Annotated in this window: 12 protein-coding genes, 1 pseudogene and 1 riboswitch; of the genes and pseudogenes, 7 read left to right on the top strand and 6 right to left on the bottom strand. The window is 63.9% G+C overall.

The window, feature by feature from the left end; all coding sequences use genetic code 11:
• The first annotated feature begins 162 nt into the window (after nt 1-162).
• Together ACMV18_RS14370 and ACMV18_RS14365 are read left to right on the top strand one after the other, a co-directional pair.
• Entirely contained in the window at nt 163-540 is a 378-nt protein-coding gene (locus tag ACMV18_RS14370; protein ID WP_374257991.1) for a ribonuclease domain-containing protein, read from the top strand.
• A 98-nt stretch (nt 541-638) separates the two neighbouring features.
• Nucleotides 639-1,025: pseudogene (locus tag ACMV18_RS14365) on the top strand (barstar family protein); the annotation flags it as partial.
• Nucleotides 1,026-1,279: 254 nt separating this feature from the next.
• Here the strand turns inward: ACMV18_RS14365 and ACMV18_RS14360 are convergent.
• Nucleotides 1,280-3,523: a transglycosylase SLT domain-containing protein gene (locus ACMV18_RS14360; RefSeq protein WP_420818401.1), complete on the bottom strand. Its 2,244-nt coding sequence runs from the start codon at nt 3,521-3,523 to the stop codon at nt 1,280-1,282.
• 16 nt (nt 3,524-3,539) lie between these two features.
• Between ACMV18_RS14360 and ACMV18_RS14355 the strand changes: the two genes are divergently transcribed.
• Genes ACMV18_RS14355 through ACMV18_RS14340 form a run of 4 tightly spaced genes read left to right on the top strand, consistent with a single transcriptional unit; the run spans nt 3,540 to nt 6,740 of the window.
• Complete coding sequence (locus ACMV18_RS14355; RefSeq protein WP_420818400.1) at nt 3,540-4,115, top strand: 5-formyltetrahydrofolate cyclo-ligase; 576 nt, start codon at nt 3,540-3,542, stop codon at nt 4,113-4,115.
• Between the two features lie 52 nt (nt 4,116-4,167).
• Nucleotides 4,168-5,307, top strand: coding sequence for an aminotransferase class I/II-fold pyridoxal phosphate-dependent enzyme (locus tag ACMV18_RS14350; RefSeq protein WP_420818399.1), 1,140 nt, complete (start codon nt 4,168-4,170; stop codon nt 5,305-5,307).
• The gene (locus ACMV18_RS14345; RefSeq protein ID WP_420818398.1) at nt 5,304-5,993 is read left to right on the top strand and encodes an alpha/beta fold hydrolase; all 690 of its coding nucleotides are present in this window, start codon (nt 5,304-5,306) and stop codon (nt 5,991-5,993) included. The genes ACMV18_RS14350 and ACMV18_RS14345 overlap by 4 nt, the downstream gene beginning before the upstream one ends.
• A gap of 3 nt (nt 5,994-5,996) precedes the next feature.
• Nucleotides 5,997-6,740 (top strand): methyltransferase, encoded by a 744-nt coding sequence (locus tag ACMV18_RS14340; RefSeq protein ID WP_420818397.1) that lies wholly within the window; start codon nt 5,997-5,999, stop codon nt 6,738-6,740.
• Between the two features lie 80 nt (nt 6,741-6,820).
• Here the strand turns inward: ACMV18_RS14340 and ACMV18_RS14335 are convergent, their stop codons facing one another.
• The 5 genes from ACMV18_RS14335 to ACMV18_RS14315 all read right to left on the bottom strand — a co-directional run bounded on the left by ACMV18_RS14335 (nt 6,821) and on the right by ACMV18_RS14315 (nt 11,964).
• The gene (locus ACMV18_RS14335; protein WP_420818396.1) at nt 6,821-7,432 is read right to left on the bottom strand and encodes an OmpW/AlkL family protein; all 612 of its coding nucleotides are present in this window, start codon (nt 7,430-7,432) and stop codon (nt 6,821-6,823) included.
• 208 nt (nt 7,433-7,640) lie between these two features.
• A complete protein-coding gene (metF, locus tag ACMV18_RS14330; protein ID WP_420818395.1) occupies nt 7,641-8,492 on the bottom strand; it encodes a methylenetetrahydrofolate reductase [NAD(P)H] in 852 nt (283 codons plus the stop codon).
• 23 nt (nt 8,493-8,515) lie between these two features.
• The gene (locus ACMV18_RS14325) at nt 8,516-9,322 is read right to left on the bottom strand and encodes a TlyA family RNA methyltransferase (protein WP_420818394.1); all 807 of its coding nucleotides are present in this window, start codon (nt 9,320-9,322) and stop codon (nt 8,516-8,518) included.
• 14 nt (nt 9,323-9,336) lie between these two features.
• Nucleotides 9,337-10,779, bottom strand: a complete 1,443-nt coding sequence (gene ahcY, locus ACMV18_RS14320) for an adenosylhomocysteinase (RefSeq protein ID WP_420818393.1) — start codon at nt 10,777-10,779, stop codon at nt 9,337-9,339.
• 81 nt (nt 10,780-10,860) lie between these two features.
• Nucleotides 10,861-10,939, bottom strand: a riboswitch (S-adenosyl-L-homocysteine riboswitch).
• Between the two features lie 23 nt (nt 10,940-10,962).
• The gene (locus tag ACMV18_RS14315; protein WP_420818392.1) at nt 10,963-11,964 is read right to left on the bottom strand and encodes a GGDEF domain-containing protein; all 1,002 of its coding nucleotides are present in this window, start codon (nt 11,962-11,964) and stop codon (nt 10,963-10,965) included.
• A 266-nt stretch (nt 11,965-12,230) separates the two neighbouring features.
• On the opposite strand from ACMV18_RS14315, the gene ACMV18_RS14310 reads away from it, so the two are divergent.
• Entirely contained in the window at nt 12,231-15,587 is a 3,357-nt protein-coding gene (locus ACMV18_RS14310; RefSeq protein WP_420818391.1) for a PAS domain S-box protein, read from the top strand.
• The last annotated feature ends 52 nt before the right edge of the window (nt 15,588-15,639 follow it).

The following is a 15,639-nucleotide window of genomic DNA, read 5'->3' as shown; positions in this document are numbered from 1 at the left end:
CCGGGGCCTTGAGCTTTTTAGGTAATTTCTATAGCATCACGGCTTTCACGAAGAGCTGCTGTGCTGTATCAGATCTCCAACAGGGATTCCACCTCAATCGGGTCAGGCCGGACCAAATCAGGCTCACCCAGGCGGTCGGCGGCTTTCCTGGCGGGATTGTTTCTGGGCGTGGCGGTCACCTGTCTGCCTTTCGAGGCACAGGCACGTCGCAACAACCCGGTTGACTACACCACGGTTGCCTCGACCGATGTCGTCCCTTTGTCTGGTCTGCCCGCGCAGGCACGCGAAACGCACCGCCGCATTCTGGCGGGTGGCCCGTTCCGTTATGACAAGGATGGCAGCGTGTTTGGCAATCGGGAGCGTCAACTGCCCAGACAGCCCCGTGGCTTCTACCGTGAATACACCGTTCCAACCCCAGGTGAACGTGACCGCGGTGCGCGGCGCATCGTCTGTGGTGGAAAAGTTTTGAGCGAACCTGAAACTTGTTACTACACCCAGGATCACTACAGCAGTTTTCAGCAAATTGATCCCCGGCGTTAACGCCTTCAGTTGTCCTTTCGTTCTTTGTTCTTTGACCTCCTTTTGAGCCCGACCGGGCAGCAAGCACCCGCTTGATGTACCGAGGGTCCCTAGCGATCATGTTGTTGCAATCCGTTCGACCCAACATCGTTCAATCCATCCGAGCATTCCGCCCGGAAGACTTGCAACAGGCGGCCAATGCATCTGGCCAGCATTTCCTGTACACCAACTTGGGTGAAGCCAAGGACAAACAGGACGTGCTGGACATCATCGCCCGTGACTTCCTGTTCCCCGATCATTTCGGCAAGAACCTCGACGCCCTCTACGACTGCATGACCGACCTGGTTCACAAGTCGGGTCCTCAGCCGGGCTTCGTCGTTGTGCTGGAACTGATTCCGGGCGACCCGGCCTGCGACCGTGAAACCCGCGAGCAACTGCTCGACGCCTTCCGCGACGCCGCCGATTTCTGGGGCGAGCGCAAGGTGCCCTTCCGCGTGTTCTATTCCATGTCGCTGTCGGGCAAGGAATCGGCCGGCAACTGGGACAAGGCCGATGTGGCCCAAAACGACCCGAACGCCAAGCCGGTCAAGGTCTCGAAGAATGCGCCCCAGCCCATGGTCATGAACCTGCCCCCCATGAGCAGCGTGTTCGACACCGCCGCCCTGCTGACCGCCGCCTGATGGCAGGCGCCAGTCTGGCGCGCAAACAAAAAAAGGCCACGGTCTGACGACGGTGGCCTTTTGCTTTGGGTCGCTGCTGATCAGGGCAGGTCCATCTCGGGGGGCGGAGCACTGTCGGCCCGAGGCCCGATGGTCGCGCCCAAGCGGTTGCGCACCGACAGCGGTGTGCCGTGCAAGACTGCGGCGTACACCGTGGCATTGGCCAGCACCTTTTTCACGTAGTCCCGGGTTTCCGAAAACGGAATGTTTTCCACCCACACGGCGGCATCCATGCGCATACCCTCGCGCCAGCGACGGGGGCGGCTGGGGCCTGCGTTGTAGGCCGCCGCCGCCATGGCCTGACTGCCCTGCAGATCGTCCAGGACCAGCTTGAGGTAGCCCGCGCCAATGCGCAGATTGGTCAAACGATCCGTGATCAGCCCCGGGTGATAGTCAATGCCCAGCTTGCGTGCGGTCCAGGCCGCCGTGGCCGGCATCACCTGCATCAGCCCGGAAGCCCCGACATTCGAGCGGGCCGAGACGATGAAGCGGGACTCCTGACGGATCAGGCCATACATGTAGGCGGGATCCAGCCCCACGTCTTGCGCCGCACGCAGCACGTCCTCACGGAACGGTGTGGGGTAGCGCTGCGACAGGTCGACTTCCTGCCGGGTTTTGTCGCTGGAGTTGATGCAACGGTCCCAAATTTCACGGCGGCACGCCTCTTCGGCAATGGCTCGCAGTTCACGGTCGCTCAGCCCACCGGGCTTGCCGTAGCTCAGCGTGTAGTTCCACTCCTTGACCGCCTCGGTCCGCCAGCCCAGGTCGAGCAGGCGCAAAGCACGGTCAACGCCCGGCAGCGCACGGGCTTGTGCCAGGTCCGACTCGGTCAGCGCCGGGGGGCGAGCCGGCGTCTTGGCCGGAGCGCCCTGCAACTCTTCGGCTGCCAACTGCCCATAGAAGGTCAAGGGGTGGGCGGCCTTGGCCAGCCACTCGCGGGCGTGCTGGCGGTTGGCTTCGCCGCCGCGGGCTTGCAGCATCTTGGCGCGCCAGTATTGCCAGGTGGCGTCCTGCTGCATGTCGGCCGGCATGGCCTCCAGCGCTTGTTCGACCAACGCCCATCGAGCAGGCGTGCCCGTCACCGCACCGCGCAGACCCACACGGGCCATCCAGGCCAGCGTGTCATTGGACCAGCCCAGATCCCCGCGTGCTGCGCCCAGGCGCAATTCGCCGGCGGCTGCGGCCAAGGCCCGGTCGGTCAGGGCACGCTCGTAATAACTCGCGGCATCGGGTTGCAGGCGCCAGGCCGCCGAGCGGCCCAGTTGCGCCCACGCCCAGGCCGCTTCTTCCGAACGCCAGCCCCAACGGGTGCGAATGCTCGGGTCGCCGATGGCTTGCGCAGCCCCCTGCGGGTCTGAGCCAGCCCAACGGATGAAGGCCAGCACGTTCAACGGCCCCTTCGCCTCGGGCGGCGTTTCGATGGGCAAGAGCATCAGGCTGGGCTTGGCTTTGCCTGCCTTGTTGGCCGCCTGCCGCTTGGCTTTGCTGTCCTTGACTGGGCCCATGGACGCGCCGGGTGAACGGCTGGCCACGCTGGTGCCACCGCCTTGCGCCGCATCGCCGCCGGTCAGAAAAGCTTGTGGCTGGCTCATCAGGCGTGCCACCGCCTGGGCCACCGGGTCACCCAGCAAGCGCGCAGCCTGCTGCACGGCCTTGGGCTTGTCTGACTCAACCGCGAGACGCAGCTTACGCCACACGTCATCGGTCTTCAGGATGCCGGCACTGAGCAAGGTTTTGGCCATGGCGTCACAGCCGTTGTCGCCATCTTTTTGGGCAAACCAGGCTGCACGCGCCTGCTCACGCTGGTCGCCAGCCGACCCGGCCCACGCTCCCATTTGCTGGCGAGCCAACAAGCCGTAGCACGCGACCTCGCGGTCATCGTTCATGCGAAAGCCAGGCTGCACGCGCAGGAAGGCGCTCCAGTTCTGACGCCGGCCCAGTTCCAGCAACCAGTCGTTGCGGGCCCGGTCGGCCACATAGCTGTCGGGCCAACGGGCGAGGAACTCGTCCACCTCGGCCGGGCTCAACTCGACCTGACGGATCTGGAAGTACCAGTAATCGGCCCACGGGGCCAGGGGATGCTGCGCAGCGATCAGGGCATCCCGGGCGGCAAGCAGGCGCGCACGGTCACGGGTGCGTGCGGCGTCTTTGGCAGCCACCACCGTGGCATCGCCATCGGCCCATTGCGCCTGTCCGGGCTGAGCGAAGCAAAGCAGCGCCCCCGCCAATGTGGCCGCCCACACGCGACGGGCGCGGCGGACGGCATACTTGTCTTTGAAAATCAATTGTCTTGCCTCTGTGATGACCACTACGCCCCCCACCTCACCGCGCGCCGAACTGCGACAACGCCTGCTGAGTGCCCGACAGACCTGGGCCCAGGGCCCCGCAGCCCCGGCCGCACAAGCCGCTTTGGACAAGCGCCTGGCCGAGGTCCTGGCACAACTGGAACCGGACTGTCTGGGGCTGTACTGGCCCATGAAGGGGGAATTTAACCCAAGGGACGCTGCACGGACAGCCCAGTCTGCGTGGGGATCGCGCCTGGCGCTGCCCTATGCCGAGAAAACGCCGGTGGCCATGCACTTTCGACCCTGGTCCGGCGAGGACCCCACGGTCGTCGATGCCTGCGGCATCCCCAGCACAGAAGGCAAGCCTGTCGTCCCGGATGTGGTCCTGGTGCCCTGCGTCGGCTTCACGGGCGAGGGCTACCGGCTGGGCTACGGCGGTGGCTATTTCGATCGCTTTCTGGCGGACCATCCTGGCGTCACGGCCATTGGTCTGGCTTGGGATGAAGGCTTGCTGACGCGCGACGCCCTGGCCCCGCAAGCCCATGACATCCGACTGATGGCGGTGGTGACCCCCTCACAGATCTGGGGATGACGGGGCGCGTAGAATGCCTCGACCTCGGTTTTGACGGTGGCGCCCTTCTGGCATGACGGCTTTTCTTTCCTCCTACGCAGACCATGTGGCCGACCTGGCGGCACGAGGCCTTCAGCGCCGGCTCCCGCCCCCCTCTGGTCAGTGGCTGGCCGACTTTTCCAGCAACGACTACCTCGGGCTGTCGCGCCACCCGGAGGTGCTGGCGGCCGCACGCGACGCGGTCGCGCAATATGGCACGGGTGCCACGGGCTCACGCCTGCTGTCGGGCAATCTGGACCTGTATGAGGCCTTCGAGGCCCGCATCGCCCAAGACAAGCACGCGGAAAGCGCACTGATTCTGGGCTCTGGCTACCAGACCAATGCCACGGTACTGGCCGCTCTGATCAACGCCAAGGTGCTGGGGGCCGAGCCGCTGGTGTTCACCGACCGGCTCAATCACGCCAGCCTGCACCATGCGTTCAAAGTCGCCGAGGTGCGGCAGATCCGCTTTCGACATGCCGACCTGACCCATCTGGCGGAGCTGCTGGACAAGCATGCCCACAGCGATCAGCCCAAGTTCATCGTCGCCGAATCGGTGTTTGGCATGGATGGCGACTGCATCGACGTGGCCGGCCTGGTGTCTCTGGCCCAAGGCCATCAAGCCATGCTCTACCTCGATGAGGCCCATGCCACCGGCGTGCTGGGTGAGCGAGGGTACGGCCTGACCGCCGACCAGGGCGGCCGGGTGGATGTGGCCATGGGCACCTTCAGTAAGGCCTTGGGGGGATCGGGTGCCTACATCGCCTGCAAGCAGGTGGTGAAAGACTACCTCATCAACACCTGCACGGGCTTCATCTACTCCACAGCCTTGTCCCCCATGGTGGTGGCCGCCATGCACAAGGCCTGGACCTTGTTGCCCGCGCTGGATGCCGAACGTCAGCGCCTGCAAACCATGGCCGCCGAAGTGCGCACGCGCCTGCACGCCATGGGGCTGGACACCGGCCTGTCGACCACACACATCGTGCCCGTGATCCTGGGCGACGAACGCCGCACCTTGCAGGCCCGCGACAAGCTGCAAGCGCGAGGCATCAATGTGTCGGCGGTGCGCCCCCCCACCGTGCCGCCCAACACGGCGCGCCTGCGCATGGCCTTCGGGTCGCACCACACACCCGAGCAGATCGACGCCTTGATCGAGGCGCTGCGTGACGTATGAGCGTGGGGCTGGTGTTCTGTCATGGCTGGGGTCTGAGCCACCGCTTCTGGCAGCCTTTGCGAGCCGCCTTGTCGGACCTGCCACAGGCGGTGACCGAGGCGGGGTACTTTGGTGACACCGCCCCCCCCATCGACTGGTCTCAGGCCGAGCACTGGGTGCTGATCGGGCACTCGCGCGGATGGGCTCATGGCTGGCAGGGTTTGTGCCCTGCGCCCGACTCGGCGCCCGCGCCCACCTGGGCTGGCACCGTCAGCCTGTGCGGTTGCACGCATTTTTGTGCCCGCCAAGCGGGCGAGGCGGGGCAAGCGCCCCGCATGGTCGAGCGCATGCTCAAAGTGCTGGACACGGCACCGCATGCCGTGTTGAGTGACTTTTTGCAGCGCTGCGGTCTGGGGCATCTGGCCCCCGTGCCCGATCAGGCCCTGAACCTCACATCCCTGCGCGCCGACCTTGCCAGCCTGTTGAGCCTGGACGTCACGGAAGCGTTCTCGGCACGGCCTTGCCCCACCCTGGCCCTGGCGGCCCGCGACGATGTCATCGTGTCCCCAGCGCTGTCCGAGCAATGCTTTGCGCACCAACCTCACGCTCAGTTGATCTGGCACGAGCACGGTGGGCACGCCTTGGGGCATGTGCATGCGGACGCATGTGCCCAGCACATTCGCACCTTCGTGCAAGCGTGGTGCTGACCCATGGACAAGCACCGGATTCAGCACAGTTTTGCCCAAGCGGCCCCGGCCTACGACCAGCATGCGCGCATGCAGCGCGAGGCAGCAGCGGCATTGACCCTGCGCATACAGCGCCACTGGCCCGAGGCACATCGCATCCTGGAAATTGGCTGCGGCACTGGGAACCTGACCCGACACCTGTTGGCGACCTACCCACAGGCTCAATTGCTCGCCACCGATCTGGCGCCCAGCATGGTGGCCACCTGCCAGAACCTTCTGTCCCTAGCAGACCGCCTCCGCGTGCAGTTCGAAGCGGCTGACGGCGAGCAGCTGGACGCCACCGGCTTCGATCTGGTGGCCTCCAGTCTCGTGTTCCAGTGGTTCGAGGACACGCCCGCCACCCTGCGACGCTTGCACGCACAAGGGGCGCGGGTCGCTGTGGCCACGCTGGTGGACGGCACCTTCCAGGAATGGAAGGACGCACATGCCCAGCTGGGACTCGCCGACGGGGTACGCCCCTTCGTGAGCGAGGGCGCCTTGCGCGAACTCGCCACCGCGTTACAGGCCCACGTCGAATTCGACACCCTGTACGAACGCTATGACGACGCCAAGGACTTCGTGCGGGCCATCAAGGGCATTGGCGCCGGCACGCCGCGCCCCGGGCACCAGCCCGCCCCCTTGGGCCGGGTGTTGCGCCAGTTTCCCCAAGGCATCACGGTGAGCTATCGCGTGGCGTACTGGTGCGCAGAACCGGCGTCTCGCGCATAAAAAAAGCCTCCCTGCGAAGGGAGGCTTCAAAACGAGAAGTCTCATGCTGCCGGGGCCGACACCCCGGCTGATCCCAAGGATCAGAAGCGGTAGCCGATACCGATACCGAACAGGGTGGGGTCAACCTTGACCTTGCCCAGCTTGGCGCCAGAGGCAGCAACCTTCACATCGGTCGAGATGTCGATCTTCTTGAAGTCGACGTTCAGAGAGATGTTCTTGGTGATGGGGAAGTCAGCACCGATTTGATAAGCCAGACCCCAGCTATGCTTGTCAACGGTCAGTGCACCGCCATCCAAGTTCACAGCGGAGAAATGGGTGTAGTTCAGACCCAGACCCACATAAGGACGCACCGATGCGTTGTCAGGCGCAAAGTGGTACTGAGCCGTCACGGTAGGAGGCAGGTGACGCAGGGTACCCAGATTGCCCAGCGCGTCAGAATTCACGGTGTGCTTTTGAGGCGTCGTGGCGATCACTTCCACAGCGAAGTTGGGCGTGAAGAAGTACGAAGCGTCGATTTCCCAGATGATCTTGGAGCTGACGGTCGTGCCGATGGCTTCCACAGTGCCGGTGGCTTCGTTAGCGGGATCCAGTTGCAGGGCGCGAGCACGCACCATGAAGTCGCCAGCGAAGGCGGGAGCAACAGCGGCGCAGGCAGCAACAGCAACCAGGGAACGAGCGAAGATGGATTTCATGGTGAGTCCTTCTTAATAGATAGGTTGTCGGGACTGGCACCCTTGTGGCGCATCCCATGAAGCCATTGCACCAAGATTGCCCCACCAGAAACTTGTGCTGCATCAAACCGGGGACTCGATTTGTCGCAAAGAGCGCCCTAAGCCCCGGCCATTTGAGCCAGATCATGAAAACCCGATGCCTGGCGGCAACGCAGGCCGCCAGGGGGCTTTACAAGCCCAGGCGTTCGCAGATAGCCAGCACCGGAGCGGCCTGGTTCATCGTGTAGAAATGCAGCGCGGGCACGCCGCCGGCACGCAACTGCTCACACAGATCGCTCACCACGTCCAGCCCAAAAGCCTGGATCGAGGCCTTGTCATCGCCAAAACCTTCGAGGCGCGTACGGATCCAGCGCGGCACCTCGGCTCCACACGCATCCGAGAAACGCAAGAGTTGGCTGCTGTTGGTGATGGGCATGATGCCGGGCACCACCGGAATGAAGGCGCCCAGGGCCTCCGCATCCTCCACAAAACGGAAATAGGCATCCGCATTGAAGAAGTACTGCGTCAAGGCCACGTTGGCACCCGCCTGCACCTTGGCTGCATAGGCCTTCAGGTCGGCCTGGGGGGTGCGCGCCTGGGGGTGCATCTCGGGGTACGCCGCCACCTCGATGTGGAAGTGATCGCCCGTTTCCTCGCGGATGAAGGCCACCAGGTCACTCGCGTAGCGGAACTCGCCAAAACCGCCGTAGCCACTGGGCAGGTCGCCGCGCAGGGCCACAATCCGGCGAATGCCTTCGGCCTGGAACTGCGCGAGTTGCGCACGCACCGATGCCTTGCTGGCGCCAATGCACGAGAAGTGCGGCGCGGCATCAAAGCCTTCGGCCTGGATGGCCTTGACCGTTTGCAAGGTGCCTTCCTGGGTGGTGCCGCCGGCCCCGTATGTCACCGAGCAATACTCGGGCTTCAGGGCGTAGAGCTGCTGGCGCACCGCGGCCAGTTTCTCGGCACCCTCGGGGGTCTTGGGCGGAAAGAACTCCAGGCTGATCGGCAGACCGGCCTGCGTAGAAGAAGAGGTCGTCATGGACAGACTCTGTAAGTAAGCGCTCACTCGCCGACTGGAGCACGACGCGCGCGGACAAAGAACTCGCGATTGCCGTCGCCACCGACGATGGGGCTGTCGAAATATTCGGCCACCTGCAGGCCCTGTTCGGCGCAGGCGGTCTGAATGCGGGCCTCCACCTCGGCATAGCTGGCCGGGTCTTTCACCAGGCCACCCTTGCCAATCTGGTTGGGCTGCAGCTCAAATTGCGGCTTGACCAGCATGAGCAACTCGCCCTTGGTGGCCAGCAAAGGCACCAGGGCGGGCAGCACCAGGGTCAGGGAGATGAAGGACAGATCGCCCACGATCAGTGCAAAGCCACCCTTGGGCATGCTGTCTTGCAGATCGTCAGCCGTCATGTGACGGGCATTGACGCCCTCGATGACGGTGACCTGCGCATGCTCGCGGATGCGGCTGTGCACCTGCCCGTGGCCCACATCCACCCCAACGACGCGCTTGGCGCCCTGAGCCAACAGCACTTCGGTGAAGCCACCGGTGCTTTGTCCCACGTCGAGACAGACCTTGCCCTTGAGGGGCAAGGTGGGCTTGCGGCCAGCGCAATGCTGGAGGGCCCCTTCGAGCTTCAGGCCGGCGCGCGACACCCAACGGGTCTCGGCGTCGTCCACCACCTTGAACGTCACGCCGACGGGCAGAGATTCGCCCGCCTTGCGGACCGTGGTCCAGCCCTTCGGGCCATTCCACTGGACGGCGCCCTGCTCCACCAGGCGCTGTGCCGCCGAACGGGTCGGCGCCAGCCCTTGGGAGACGATCTGCTGATCGGCACGCTGCGTGAGTTCAGGCAAGAAGCTCATGGGGGCACCGCCGATCAGTAACGGTAGGTGTCAGGCTTGTAAGGGCCTTGCACCGGCACGCCGATGTAGGCAGCCTGCTCCTCCGTCAGCGTGGTCAGCTGGGCGTTGAGCGTGGTCAGCTGCAGGCGCGCCACCTTCTCGTCGAGGTGCTTGGGCAGCACGTAGACCTTGCCGATGTCGTAGGCGTCCTTGTGTGCAAACAGCTCGATCTGCGCCAGGGTCTGGTTGGCAAACGACGAGGACATCACGTAGCTGGGGTGGCCGGTGGCGCAACCCAGGTTCACCAGGCGGCCCTTGGCCAGCAGGATGATGCGCTTGCCATCTTCAAAGATGACGTGGTCCACCTGGGGCTTGATCTCCTCCCACTTGCAGTGCGCTTCCAGCTTGGCGACCTGGATTTCGTTGTCGAAGTGGCCAATGTTGCACACGATGGCGTTGTTCTTCATCGCAGCCATGTGCTCATAGGTGATCACGTCGCGGTTGCCGGTGGTGGTCACGAAGATGTCGGCTTGCGAAGCCGCCCATTCCATGGTCACCACGCGGAAGCCTTCCATCGCGGCCTGCAGGGCGTTGATGGGGTCAATTTCGGTGACCCACACCTGGGCGCTCAGGGAGCGCAGCGCTTGGGCCGAGCCCTTGCCCACGTCACCGTAGCCGCAGACCACGGCCACCTTGCCGGCGATCATGACGTCGGTGGCGCGCTTGATGCCATCGACCAGCGATTCACGGCAGCCATACAGGTTGTCGAACTTGGACTTGGTGACCGAGTCGTTGACGTTGATGGCGCGGAACAGCAGCGAGCCCTTGGCGCTCATTTCGTTCAGGCGGTGCACCCCGGTGGTGGTCTCTTCGGTCACGCCGATGATCTCGGCGGCCTTGCGCGAGTACCAGGTGCTGTCTTCGGCCAGCTTGGCCTTGATGGCCGCAAACAGGATGCGCTCTTCCTCGCTACCGGGGTTGGCCAGCACCGACAGGTCCTTCTCGGCCTTCTTGCCCAGGTGCATCAGCAGCGTGGCATCGCCGCCGTCGTCCAGGATCATGTTGGGGCCTTCGCCGGCCGAACCCTTGGGCCCGAAGTCGAAGATGCGGTGGGTGTAGTCCCAGTAATCTTCCAGCGACTCGCCCTTGTAGGCGAACACCGGCGTACCGGCTTCCACGAGTGCCGCGGCCGCGTGGTCTTGCGTCGAATAGATGTTGCACGAAGCCCAGCGCACTTCCGCGCCCAGGGCTTGCAGGGTCTCGACCAGCACCGCCGTTTGAATGGTCATGTGCAGCGAACCGGTGATGCGGGCGCCCTTCAGGGGTTGCGTGGTGGCGTTTTCCTTGCGGATGGCCATCAGCGCGGGCATTTCGCTCTCGGCGATCTTGATCTCTTTGCGACCCCAGTCGGCCAGAGACATGTCGGCGACGACGCAGGGCACGCCCTTGTGTTCAGTGATCAGGTTGGTAGCGGACATGGACAAAGCTCCTTGATGAAGAAGCCGCCGTGCGCTGCCGGGAATCCATGGCTAAAGATACAGCTCACCCAGCGGGACACATGCGGGTGAGCGCCGTTGCAAATCAGACAGGACTTTCGAGCCTGGGGTTCGGGCGAACCTTGCAACGCTCCTCGAAAGCGGCCGCCAGTATAAAACGGATGATCAAGCTGCGGAAGCAAGAATCACACGATTTCGGCCCGCTTGTTTGCCTTGGTAGAGCGCCTTGTCAGCACGGGCCAAGGCCTGCGCAATCGTTTCGCCGGGCTGCAGCACACTCATGCCCAAGGTCATGCTCAAGCAGGCATGGGCACGATCCGTCGAGGGCCGGATCTGCTCGACGGCCCGACGCAAACGATCGGCCACGCCGTGCGCCTCACGCTCGGATGTGCCCGGCAGCAAGATCAAGAACTCTTCGCCACCCCAGCGGGCCACATGGTCGACCTCGCGCACCTCGGCACGCAACACCGCCGCGATGGCGGTCAGCACGGCGTCCCCGACCTCGTGCCCGTGCTCGTCATTGATGCGTTTGAAATGATCGACATCGGCCACGATCAGGGTCAGGGGCTGCCCGGATCTGGCAAAAATGGCAGCTTCCCGATGGGCCACATCCAGCACAAAGCGCCGGTTGTGCAGTTGGGTCAGGGGATCCGTGCACGCCAGATGCTGCAGGCGCGCTTCCGCCTCCCCCACCAATCGCTGATAGATGAACGCCAGAAACCCCAAGATGACCAAGGTCACCGCCAGATTGAAATAGTAAAGACCTTGGGCTGTCTGGGCCGCCAAAGGGTGGGGTGGCTGATGCCCTTTGAGCCAGTAATCCAGCGCCATGAACACGACCCCTGACGCCAGCGCCGTCAAGGCACGCAGTCTCAGCCGCATGAAATCGGTGAGCATCCCGACCGGGATGATCAGCAAGATATAAAACTGGAACCCCGCATCCAGCCCCAAGGACCAAGAGGCCACCACGCCATGCAGGAAGATTTCGCCGGCAATCAGGTTCAGGGCCCACACCAGCACACGCCGCTGGACCAGCACATAGGCCACGCCATACAGGAACACACTGCCGACATTGACCCACGCCAGTGACGTGGCCCCCGCCGAGACCAGCAGCGATAGAAAGGCAATGTGCGCCAGACTGGCCACCACGCAGATGACAGACATCATGCGCACAAAAGCCGATGGCTCCGTGTACGGACGAACTTCTGTCACAAGCCTCCCCATCGCATCCAAGAAATCGCTGCCCCCATGGTGGCACACCCACAGCGGGCGGCAATAGAGGTTTTCCAAAAACGTGCAGGTTTTTGGCTCATGAAATTCGACCGAACGCAGAAAACCGCACATCTCACCCCTTCAGGGGGGCTTTTTCTTCCGGGACATCTTTGACTCAGAACGGCACAATGGACGACTGCACTGCGGTCTGCCCTGAGTCGATGTCTTTACCCGTTTCGCCCATCACACAGCATGCGTCAGGCACCAGCCCGGCGCAGGGCGCGTCGTGGCTGGCGCACGCCACGCTGAAGGCCTTGAACCAGAGCGCGGCGCAGTTGTGTCAGGCGCCCATTGCCTTGATCAGCATGGTGGACCCGAATCGGCAGGAAATCCTGGCGCATGAGGGCTTGCCCATCTATCGCGGGGCCCTGCCGCACCTGAACTGGACCCTCCGCACCCTGCAACACGACGGTGTCTTGCAAGTCGCCGACACCCATGCCGACCCCGTTTTCCAGGCGGATTGGTTGGCGCACGGCGAGCAGCCCATCCGCTATTACGCAGGCATCGCACTGCGGGATCAGGATGGTTCGGCCATCGGCACCCTGTGCATCATGGATCACCAACCTCGCCTGGATGCCGATCAGGACGTTCAGGTGCTCAATGCACTGGCGTCATCTGCCGCGCTGGCACTGACCCAGGTGCGCACCGCACTGCCCGACATCGTGTTGGGTGGGGAGGCATGCTACCGCGCCATCGTCGAAGGACAGATCGAACTGATCAGCCTGTGCGCCCCCGATGGCACGCTGCTGTTTGTCAATGCAGCCTATGCGGCGCATTTTGAAAGCACCCCGGAGGCGCTGATCGGTGGCAGTGTCTTTGACATCGTCCCCGCTGCAGACCGGGACGCGGTCGCCTCGCACTTCGAGACGGTGTGTACCCACGGCTTGATCCTGGGGCTGGAGACCCGGTATGTCGACGAGCACGGCCGCGTCAGCTGGATTGCCTGGACCAACAGCCCGACCTACGACCCCCAGGGCAAGGTCATTGCCGTGCAGTCGGTCGGACGCGACATCACCGAGCGCAAACTGACTGAGCGATCGCTCAAGGAAAGTCAGGCGCGCCTGCGCTCGCTGTACGAGTCCACGCCGGCGATGCTGCACTCGCTGGACGCACACGGCCGTTTGCTGAGCGTGAGCGATGTCTGGCTCAACAAGCTCGGCTACACGCGCCGGGAAGTCATTGGGCGCAACTCGGCCGAGTTCCTCACACAAGCGTCTTACGACTATGCGCGCAACGTGGTGCTGCACCAGTACCTGCGCGACAGCCACGTCGAAAACATCGAGTACCAGATGGTGCGCAAGGATGGCTCACTGATTGATGTGCTGCTGTCGGCCACCATGGAGCGCGATGAAGAGGGCCACCCCGTGCGTTCGCTGGCCGTGCTGGAAGACGTCACCGAAAAGCATGCCGTCGAGGCCGCCCTGCGACACAACCAGGAGCGGCTGGGTCTGGCCACCCAGGCCAACGGCATCGGCATTTGGGAATACGACTTGCGCACCCAGCGACTGAGCTGGAGCGACATCATGTTCCAGATCTTCGGCGTCGAACGCGAGCGGTTTGCGGGCACGCTCGACGACTGGCGCCGTTGCGTCCACCCGGAAGACCTGCCGCGCGCCGAAGCCCTGATGGGCGAATCCGTGGCCACAGGCCTGCCACTGAGCCTCGACTTCCGCGTGGTACACCCCGACGGCACGGTCCGCGATGTCAACGCACGCGCCAGCGTGTTCCGGGACCCGCAGGGCCAGCCCGCTCGCCTGCTCGGCACCAACTACGACATCACCGAACACAAGCGCATGGCGCGCGAGCTCGCAGAAAAGCACGAATTGCTGCGTGTGACCCTGCACTCCATCGGTGACGCCGTGATCACGACCGATGCACACGGCCGGGTGCAGTGGCTCAACCCCGCCGCCGAACGCATGACCGGCTGGCACACCGGGGATGCGCAGGAACGCCCCTTGGTCGATGTGTTCCACATCGTGGACGAGGCCACTCGCGAACCCGAGCCCTGCCCGATCACCCGCTGTCTGTCAGGCGAAGCCGAGGTGGAGTCACCCAGCCAGACCTTGCTGATCTCGCGCAACGGGCAAGAGTACGGGATCGAAGACACCACCGCCCCGATTCGCGACGCCGCAGGCCAGGTGCTGGGCATGGTGCTGATCTTCCACGACGTGACCGAGCAGCGCCGCATGGGCCACGAAATGAGCTACCGTGCCACGCACGACCCGCTCACAGGGCTGGTCAACCGCAGTGAATTTGAAAACCGCCTGCACCGCGCGCTGGAAGATGCGCAGCAACGCGACAGCGCCCATGCGCTGATGTACATCGATCTGGATCAGTTCAAGCTGGTCAACGATGCCTGCGGCCATGCCGTCGGCGACCTGCTGCTCAAACAGGTGACCGACCTGTTGCAGCACTGCGTGCGCTCGCGCGACACCCTGGCCCGCCTGGGTGGCGACGAGTTTGGCGTGATCCTGGAGCATTGCACCGCCGAGCAAGCGCAACGCGTGGCCCAGAAGATTTGCGACCAGATGGAAGAGTTCCGCTTCGTGCACGACGGGCGGCGCTTCCGCATTGGCACCAGCATTGGCCTGGTGCCGCTGGACAAGCGCTGGGCCACCACAGCCGCCATGATGCAGGCTGCGGACACCTCCTGCTACGCCGCCAAGGAAGCCGGACGCAACCGTGTCCATGCCTGGTTTGACACCGACCAGGCGATGCAGGCCCGCAAGGGCGAAATGCAGTGGGCCACCCGGATCGAACAGGCCCTGGATGAAAACCGCTTCGTCCTGTACGGCCAGCGCATCGACCCCATCCTGCCCAATCAGGACGGCTTGCGCTGCGAAGTGCTGATTCGTTTGCGGGATGACGATGGCAGCATCATCCCGCCAGGGGCTTTCCTGCCTGCGGCGGAGCGTTTCCATCTCGCCACCCGCATCGACCGCTGGGTGGTGAAACACGTGCTGGATTTGCTGCAGACGCGCGCCCGTGACCTGAGCCACGTGCACTCCCTGTCGGTCAACCTGTCCGGCCAGTCACTCGGGGACCCCAGTTTTCAGCAATACCTGATCAACCACCTGACCACCCCCGGACTGGCGGTCAACAAGCTGTGCTTTGAAATCACCGAAACAGCTGCGATCACCAAACTGGGTGAAGCCAGCCATTTCGTCGAGCAGATCCGGCGTCTGGGCGTACGCCTGGCTCTGGATGACTTCGGCTCCGGCTCGTCATCCTTTGGGTATCTGAAGGCCCTGGCGGTGGATTACCTGAAGATCGACGGGCAGTTCATCAAAGACGTGGTGCATGACCCGCTCGACCGGGCCGCCGTGCGCTGCTTCTGTGACGTGGCCCACGTGATGGGCCTGAAAACCGTGGGCGAGTTCGTGGACAGCATGGCCGTGCTGCAAGAGTTGCAAACACTGGGCGTGGATTACGCCCAAGGCTATCTGTGCCACAAGCCCGAGCCACTGGAGGCCTTGCTCGGCCTGACGCCCGCACCGCAACGCGCGGTGAATGCGTGACCTCTGAGGGCGAATCGGCTAGCATGTCGGGCTTCGCCCGGAGCCCCTTGTC

Source organism: Aquabacterium sp., assembly GCF_048860245.1.
Lineage (GTDB): Bacteria > Pseudomonadota > Gammaproteobacteria > Burkholderiales > Burkholderiaceae_C > Aquabacterium.
The sequence above is the reverse complement of the archived record's forward strand: the minus strand, read 5'-3'. Positions and strand labels throughout refer to the sequence as shown.

Excerpts from the sequence above, each read along its gene's own strand:
- ACMV18_RS14335 (WP_420818396.1), bottom strand. The coding sequence starts at position 7,432 with ATGAAATCCATCTTCGCTCGTTCCCTGGTTGCTGTTGCTGCCTGCGCC.
- metF (WP_420818395.1), bottom strand. The coding sequence starts at position 8,492 with ATGACGACCTCTTCTTCTACGCAGGCCGGTCTGCCGATCAGCCTGGAG.
- ACMV18_RS14310 (WP_420818391.1), top strand. The coding sequence starts at position 12,231 with ATGTCTTTACCCGTTTCGCCCATCACACAGCATGCGTCAGGCACCAGC.
- ACMV18_RS14315 (WP_420818392.1), bottom strand. The coding sequence starts at position 11,964 with ATGATGTCTGTCATCTGCGTGGTGGCCAGTCTGGCGCACATTGCCTTT.
- ACMV18_RS14345 (WP_420818398.1), top strand. The coding sequence starts at position 5,304 with ATGAGCGTGGGGCTGGTGTTCTGTCATGGCTGGGGTCTGAGCCACCGC.
- ACMV18_RS14325 (WP_420818394.1), bottom strand. The coding sequence starts at position 9,322 with ATGAGCTTCTTGCCTGAACTCACGCAGCGTGCCGATCAGCAGATCGTC.
- ACMV18_RS14340 (WP_420818397.1), top strand. The coding sequence starts at position 5,997 with ATGGACAAGCACCGGATTCAGCACAGTTTTGCCCAAGCGGCCCCGGCC.
- ahcY (WP_420818393.1), bottom strand. The coding sequence starts at position 10,779 with ATGTCCGCTACCAACCTGATCACTGAACACAAGGGCGTGCCCTGCGTC.
- ACMV18_RS14355 (WP_420818400.1), top strand. The coding sequence starts at position 3,540 with ATGACCACTACGCCCCCCACCTCACCGCGCGCCGAACTGCGACAACGC.
- ACMV18_RS14350 (WP_420818399.1), top strand. The coding sequence starts at position 4,168 with ATGACGGCTTTTCTTTCCTCCTACGCAGACCATGTGGCCGACCTGGCG.